Annotated in this window: 7 protein-coding genes; 4 read left to right on the forward strand and 3 right to left on the reverse strand. The window is 39.8% G+C overall.

All coding sequences use genetic code 11. The features are described from left to right. Positions 1-33: 33 nt before the first annotated feature. The 3 genes from NMK36_RS10620 to NMK36_RS10630 form a co-directional block, all read right to left on the reverse strand. The gene (locus NMK36_RS10620; protein ID WP_072722017.1) at positions 34-795 is read right to left on the reverse strand and encodes a class II aldolase/adducin family protein; all 762 of its coding nucleotides are present in this window, start codon (positions 793-795) and stop codon (positions 34-36) included. A gap of 103 nt (positions 796-898) precedes the next feature. Then, positions 899-2,278, reverse strand: a complete 1,380-nt coding sequence (gene gntT, locus NMK36_RS10625) for a guanitoxin biosynthesis MATE family efflux transporter GntT (protein ID WP_072722016.1) — start codon at positions 2,276-2,278, stop codon at positions 899-901. Positions 2,279-2,317: 39 nt separating this feature from the next. Then, on the reverse strand, positions 2,318-2,782 hold the full coding sequence (locus NMK36_RS10630) for a GtrA family protein (protein ID WP_083580180.1): 465 nt from the start codon (positions 2,780-2,782) through the stop codon (positions 2,318-2,320). 177 nt (positions 2,783-2,959) lie between these two features. Here NMK36_RS10630 and NMK36_RS10635 point away from each other — a divergent pair, with 177 nt between their 5' ends. From NMK36_RS10635 to NMK36_RS10650, 4 genes are all read left to right on the forward strand, one after another. After that, complete coding sequence (locus tag NMK36_RS10635) at positions 2,960-3,415, forward strand: dTDP-4-dehydrorhamnose 3,5-epimerase (protein WP_072722014.1); 456 nt, start codon at positions 2,960-2,962, stop codon at positions 3,413-3,415. A 76-nt stretch (positions 3,416-3,491) separates the two neighbouring features. After that, entirely contained in the window at positions 3,492-4,700 is a 1,209-nt protein-coding gene (locus NMK36_RS10640) for a pyridoxal phosphate-dependent aminotransferase (protein WP_072722337.1), read from the forward strand. 88 nt (positions 4,701-4,788) lie between these two features. Continuing rightward, entirely contained in the window at positions 4,789-5,679 is an 891-nt protein-coding gene (locus tag NMK36_RS10645; protein ID WP_254173682.1) for a dihydrodipicolinate synthase family protein, read from the forward strand. 33 nt (positions 5,680-5,712) lie between these two features. Then, positions 5,713-6,639 carry a phytanoyl-CoA dioxygenase family protein gene (locus tag NMK36_RS10650; protein WP_072722010.1) on the forward strand — a complete coding sequence of 309 codons (927 nt, stop codon included), beginning with the start codon at positions 5,713-5,715 and terminating at the stop codon, positions 6,637-6,639. Positions 6,640-6,660 lie beyond the last annotated feature (21 nt).

A 6,660-nucleotide genomic window follows, 5' to 3' on the forward strand; every position in this document is an offset into this window, starting at 1 on the left:
CTCCATTTGGCCTTAATTTTTGTTTAAGTCTCATTAGTCGAGTAAATCTGGTTCTTGTCGCACAATCATGTCATACAGCGGCTGAAAGTTGAACCAACCCTCATAATGCGTACCAATCTGACTATAAGTCAGACTCGCAATATCTTTGTCAATAAATGTAGCTTTCCCCGCCGCCTCAGCCATCAGTTGCACTTGACAGCAGCGATCCATGATGATAAACCACCATGCAGCTTCATCAATGGAGTGACCAACTGTGACTAAGCCATGATTACGCAAGATTACAGCCTTTCTATCTCCAAGGACAGTGCTAATTCGTTTACCCTCCTGCATATCTGCGATTACGCCAGTATAGTCGTCGAATAGGGCATGATCTTCATAAAAAATACAAGCCTCTTGGGTGATGGGGTCAAGAAGACGCCCAAGAACTGACCAAGCTTTACCATATGTTGAATGGGCATGAACAGCAGCTTCTACATCAGGTCGGGTAAGGTGTATTTGAGAGTGGATGGCGAAAGCGGAGACATTTACCGGCTGATTACCCTGGACAATCTCACCTTTGTGGTTAGCCAAAACCAGGTCAGAAACTCGCATATGACCAAAGTAAATCCCGAAGGGATTTACCCAGAAACAGTCAGGAAATTCCGGATCGCGAACGGTGATATGACCAGAAGCACCTTCTTCAAATCCATAGCGAGCAAATAAACGAAACACAGCAGCTAAACGCTGTTTGCGATGAAGCCGCTCATCTTCTATGCGCTCAAATTTAGAGGGTTGGGGAAGGTCGAGTATAGACATAGATATAAATATAGATAGATAAATATTTTAGGCTAAATCTAGCATTTTATAGCCCTCTACCCTTGTTCATAAATCTGCTGCTATTAACTTTCACTTGCTTGTATTAGAAAGTCAGGTTGTGAGATGTTTCTATCGCTGGAATGGAAACCCCACCCTCCTCAATATCACTCACAAATGTCTGAGGCAACTTTACCCCAAGCATTACTATTCTAATCACAAGGAAAATACATGAAGCCAACCACAAGATCTGGTTACTTTCAAACTTAATAGCGACAAAAGCCAGAGGTAAAAACCCCATAATAGCAGCCAAGCTAACGTTACGGAGGGTACGCCCTTCTGCTAAACCCAAGAAGTACGCATCTAGCATAAAATTGATTGAATCACATAACAGTAACCCTAGCAACCACGGAATATAAATATTAATATTTTCAATCAGTTCCCTGTGGTTGGTCAACAACCCAAAAACAGTATCAGGGTATAGCCAACACACTCCGCCCAAAGAGAGTGCCACCAGCAAAGCACTGCTCAAAGAAACAGAGACAAGAGGTAATAACTGTTGTGAAGCTCCTTTTCCTTTAAAATTTCCGACGAGAGTTTCCGTGCCGAATCCCAGTCCTGAAACTAAATAGACGTTCAAATTTATTATCTGTAAGAGTAAAGTATTTTCAGCATAGATCATTGTCCCCATCTGTGCCCCTTCATAGTTAAATACTAAGGCAGAAAAGATAAAAAAGAAATTGCTGATCAGGATATTTCCATTGAGAGTCAAGGTAGATTTTATAGCTGAGATATTCCAAATTTTTCCGGTAATGGCTTGTACTTCTTGCCACTGGATGTCTTTGCAGACAAAAATCAATCCCACTAGCAGAGATAGGTATTGACTGGTCGCCGAGGATATTCCGGCTCCCATACTTTCCCAGCCCCAATGGACAATTAACAAATAGTCGAATGCGACTTTGGCTATATTGCCCACTACTGACAACAAGATAACTAAGCCGTTTTTTTCCTGTCCCAGAAACCAACCCATGAGGACAAAATTGAGCAAATTAGCAGGTGCTGCCCAAATATTAGCGTTGAAATAAGCTAGGGCTGACGCTTTGATTTCTGGTGTAACATTTAGTAGGGCAAACGCCAGTTGTCCCAAAGGATACTGCAAGAGTAGGAGTGTGATGCCGAGTGCTAGAGCAATCAAACCATTACGGAGTCCCACCAGCAACACAGCCTCTCTCTCATCTCGTCCTACGGCTTGGGCTGTTACCCCAGTAGTACCCATGCGTAAAAAGAGTAAGATAAAATAAATAAAACTAAACAGATTTCCAGCCAGGGCAACTCCAGCTAAGTGGTCAATTTCTTCAAGATGACCTAAAAAGATAGTGCTAATTAAATTGGCTAGTGGCATCATGATACAAGATAAGACATTGGCGATCGCTAGCCGGAAAAAGCGAGAAACAAAGTCATACTCAATTGGGAGCTTTAAATTCATACTCCAGTCTATCTTTAAATGTCATTTGTAAAGTATAATTTAAACCTCATCAATTTGCCAATTGATCTTCAGGTTGAGCCAGAAATTCCAAAAGGTAACACAGGTAATCGCCACTAATTTAGCGATGTACTCATTCACCCCAAATCTATAAAACAGAAAATTTACAATTAAACTATTGAAAATTAAGCCGAAAAAACAAATTAGGTTAAACTTGAAAAAACGTTGGAAACGTTGACTAATTAATTTTTGCTGTGAAGATAGATCACCAAACGTCCAGATATCATTCCAGAGGAAATTATTAATAATCGCTACCTCGGTCGAAAGCATTGCACTAGCAGTTAATGCCAAACTCAATGATTCGTGCAAGAGATAGAATACTCCCAAATCTGCAACTACCCCACTTAAACCCACCACACTAAAGCGAATTAACCTACCCCAAGGTAACAATAAAGAACCCAACTTCTGTCGGATTATCAGATAACCAGTATAAAGAGAGCAATTCATATCGATCAATCAATATTATCAGGCTTACAAACAATTATTGCTAATTATAAACAATTATTGCTAATTATAAACAATTATTTCAATTAGGAAATATTTCTGAATTAGATCTTGACAAAGAACTTAGTGATGCTATAGCTTAAGACAGAAATTTTATGTTGGTAATCTAACCAGGTTTACATGGGGCTAATTAAGAAAGTTGAATATATTCAACTGGAAAAGTTCAAAGATGAAGGTCTCTATCGTTATAGTCCACTATCGAGTAATGAGACAGTATTATATGAGCTTCCTGGACATAGTATAGATGATGGCTTATTTTGCCATCGTTTCCAGACAGATCAATTATTAGCCTTACGGGGAAGCATGGTTTTGGTATTCATACAAAATCGGCATAATCATTATGTTTTGCTGACTGAAAATGTACCATTATTAGTGACAATTCCTCCTGGAATTCCTCATGCAGTCATGAATCCGATTTCTCAACCTTGCTTGTATCTAAATGCCATCATTCGTCATAGCACCCCTCATGTGAAAGATTACCAACCCATTCAAAAACTTTTTCCTTTTGATATGGCTCAAGTCGAACAACTATTGAATGAATTTCACTATAATAAACTTCAAAAAATTGAAGCTTAGTGAGACGGCTGATTGCGGGAATAATATTTACCAGCGAAGTCAAGTTTTTTTACAGACTAAGAGGAGAATAAATTTCATGAAGTTGGAAGATTTAACACAACACGAAGTTCAAGCACTTAAGTATAGATACAATTTTGCTGATGCTCATACTCATCAATCCCAATCAGCTTCTCAATTAGATATTGTAAAAAGATTGCCGGAATTATGGCTAGAATCCGAACAAATAAAACAAGAAGTTCTCAATAACAAATTTATCGAAAGCTTTTATAAAGTGAGAGGGATTGAAACAGCATTAATACCGAATAATGTCATGCTGCACTATGCTGCCTCAATTGTGACGATTCATATAGCAAACTTTCTTTTGAAGAAGCGATTAACTGTTAGTTTGATTGAACCTTGTTTTGATAATCTGTATGAGATATTAATGCACATGGAAATACCTCTTTCCCCTTTACCAGAGGAATTACTATATGAAGAAGATAAAATTTATGAAAATCTTAAAAATAATGTAAAAACTGATGCAATATTTATCGTAGATCCCAATAATCCTACAGGATTCACGCTGTTGGGCAAAAAAAATCAAAAAGCTTTTGAAAATGTGGTGAAGTTTTGTAAAGATTATGACAAGATCCTGATTATAGATCATTGCTTTGCCAATTTTTTAATGAACGATGAGGAAATTGAACTCTATGATACCTATAAGGTATTAAAAGAATCAGGCATTAAATATATGGCTATTGAAGATACGGGTAAAACCTGGCCCATTCAGGATGCGAAAATAGCCATGCTGAAAGTAAGCGATGATCTCTATGAAGAAATGTATAGTATCTATACCGCTTATATCCTGAATGTATCGCCTTTTGTGCTGAATTTCCTCATAGAATATCTCCAAGATTCTCAAAGGTGTCAATTTGCTTCCACGAGAAAACTTTTAAATACAAATAGAAAGATTTTAGAAGAAATATTCCGAGATAGCATTTTAAAAGTGCAAAACCCAAAAGGCAAAGTTAGTGTAGCTTGGTGTGAAATTATGAACCCCAATCTCACAGCTACGGAACTCCAAAAAATCCTCTACGAAGGAGGCGTTTATGTTTTACCAGGCACTTACTTCTTCTGGTGTAATCCCGAACAAGGAGAAAGATATATCAGAATAGCTCTAGCCAGAGATACGGATAATTTTGTTGAGGGAATGTCACTAATCCGGCAGATCCTTAGCCAGCTAGATACAACCTTATCTCCACCACCATTAGCAATCGAACCAGAGTTTTCATTAAGTAAAAGTTAAATATCAGGAAAGTGGCGAAATTCTCAGAATTAGCAAATCCATGATTTGAAATGAAATAGCAGGTAAAGCGATGCAATGGAAGGGCGTAATGCCAGCAATCACAACTGGCTTTAAACAAGACTTAACTCTGGATACAGAACATATAGCCAACCATGTAAATTGGCTAGTTGATAATGGCTGTGCAGGTATTGTTGCTAATGGGACTCTGGGAGAAGCAACCTCGTTAAGCTTTGATGAAAAAATTCAGGTGCTGCAAACCTGTATATCTGCAATTGGCGATCGCGTACCTGTTATTTCCGGTATTGGTGCAATGACAACGAAGCAAGCAGTCGCTTTGGCAGAAAAAGCAGCATCCATAGGCTGTAGTGGCTTAATGGTGTTACCGCCCTATCAATACAGTACAGACTGGTATGAGATGAAAGCCCATGTTGCTGCTGTGATTGCCGCAACAGAACTTCCTTGTATGTTATACAATGACCCCTCTGCCTACGGGACTGATTTTTTACCAGAGCAAATTGTCGAACTGGCAGAGGAACATTGTAATCTTTGTGTTGTTAAAGAAGCCACCACCGATGTGCGTCGCATCACAGCGATTCGTGCCTTACTGGGAGAGCGACTGTCTATCGCAGTGGGGATGGATGATGTTTTAGTCGAAGGTGTAGCAGCAGGAGCAACCTCTTGGGTGGCAGGAACCGCCAATGCTTTACCAAGAGAAAGTGTGCTTCTGTTTAATTATGCCATCCAAGGAAATTACGACAAAGCGTTTAACCTTTACAAATGGATGATGCCCTTAATGCGACTCAACGCCGTACCTAAATTTGTGCAGATGACAAAGCTAATGCAGGAAACTGTTGGCAGGGGAAATCCCTTTGTACGTCCTCCACGCTTAGAACTTGAAGGCGCGGAACTTCAGACAGCCATTGACATTATTAAAATAGCTTTGTCACAGCGTCCAGAAATTTTAAAAACAGAGCAATAACCTAGCCGATTAATGATTGTATTGAGGATAATTATGGTTAATCAAATTAATAGTCACGAAACTAACCGAGAAAACCGTAATAGAGAGGAAATAAGTACAACCCATCCCCTGTCTCCAGAACAAATTGCGGAATATCACGCCGAAGGATTTGTCATCGTTCGGGGTTTTTTTGACCCAGAAGAACTTGAACCCTTACAGTTAGCTTGTGAAGAAGATCCTGAAATCAAAGGGACACAAACATCTGTCACCGACCACTTGGGCAGGACTTTTAAAGTAGCGACCTGGACTGATTTAGGCAATGCCATGTTGGGAGTTATTCCCAGAATTGCCCGAATTGTCGATGCAGCAGAGGCCCTATTGGGTATGGAATGCTACCATTGGCATTCTAAACTGCTTAGAAAGCAACCACACACGGACAGCGTAGTTAATTTTCACCAAGATTATTGGTTTTGGTACTACGATGGCTGTCTGTTTCCACAGTTGCTAACCTGTACAATTGCCATTGACAAAAATACCAAGGAAAATGGCTGTCTCCAGATCGTCAAGAAATCCCACTTACTGGGTCGTCTCGATCAAGTAAGTCTTGGTAATGATTATGGTACTGAGCCAGAGCGACTCGAAAAGATATTAGAAAGACTCGAAATTGTCCATTGTGAACTCGAACCTGGAGATGCTTTGTTTTTTCACGCCAACACGCTACACGGTTCAGGTTCAAACTATTCCGATCTACCTCGCACCCTGATTCATTGTACCTATAACGCAGTGTCAAACTCACCGTTTTTGACAGAGGGTCAGGAACACCATCGCTACCGTCCATTGCACAAGTTGCCTGACTCCATACTCACCGATGGTGGTTACGACTCAATATTTACTAAACACGAGTTTCACGCAGTGGAAACAGAAAATGGTGTTGGTGCTGGTATATTCAGACGCTACCCTACTGAAAAGAAACTTGTGTAAGTCTTGCTTATAGTTGACGAG

It is taken from the genome of Planktothrix pseudagardhii, from assembly GCF_904830925.1.
Lineage (GTDB): Bacteria > Cyanobacteriota > Cyanobacteriia > Cyanobacteriales > Microcoleaceae > Planktothrix > Planktothrix tepida.

Excerpts from the sequence above, each read along its gene's own strand:
- gntT (WP_072722016.1), bottom strand. The coding sequence starts at position 2,278 with ATGAATTTAAAGCTCCCAATTGAGTATGACTTTGTTTCTCGCTTTTTC.
- NMK36_RS10630 (WP_083580180.1), bottom strand. The coding sequence starts at position 2,782 with ATGAATTGCTCTCTTTATACTGGTTATCTGATAATCCGACAGAAGTTG.
- NMK36_RS10645 (WP_254173682.1), top strand. The coding sequence starts at position 4,789 with ATGCCAGCAATCACAACTGGCTTTAAACAAGACTTAACTCTGGATACA.
- NMK36_RS10620 (WP_072722017.1), bottom strand. The coding sequence starts at position 795 with ATGTCTATACTCGACCTTCCCCAACCCTCTAAATTTGAGCGCATAGAA.
- NMK36_RS10650 (WP_072722010.1), top strand. The coding sequence starts at position 5,713 with ATGGTTAATCAAATTAATAGTCACGAAACTAACCGAGAAAACCGTAAT.
- NMK36_RS10635 (WP_072722014.1), top strand. The coding sequence starts at position 2,960 with ATGGGGCTAATTAAGAAAGTTGAATATATTCAACTGGAAAAGTTCAAA.
- NMK36_RS10640 (WP_072722337.1), top strand. The coding sequence starts at position 3,492 with ATGAAGTTGGAAGATTTAACACAACACGAAGTTCAAGCACTTAAGTAT.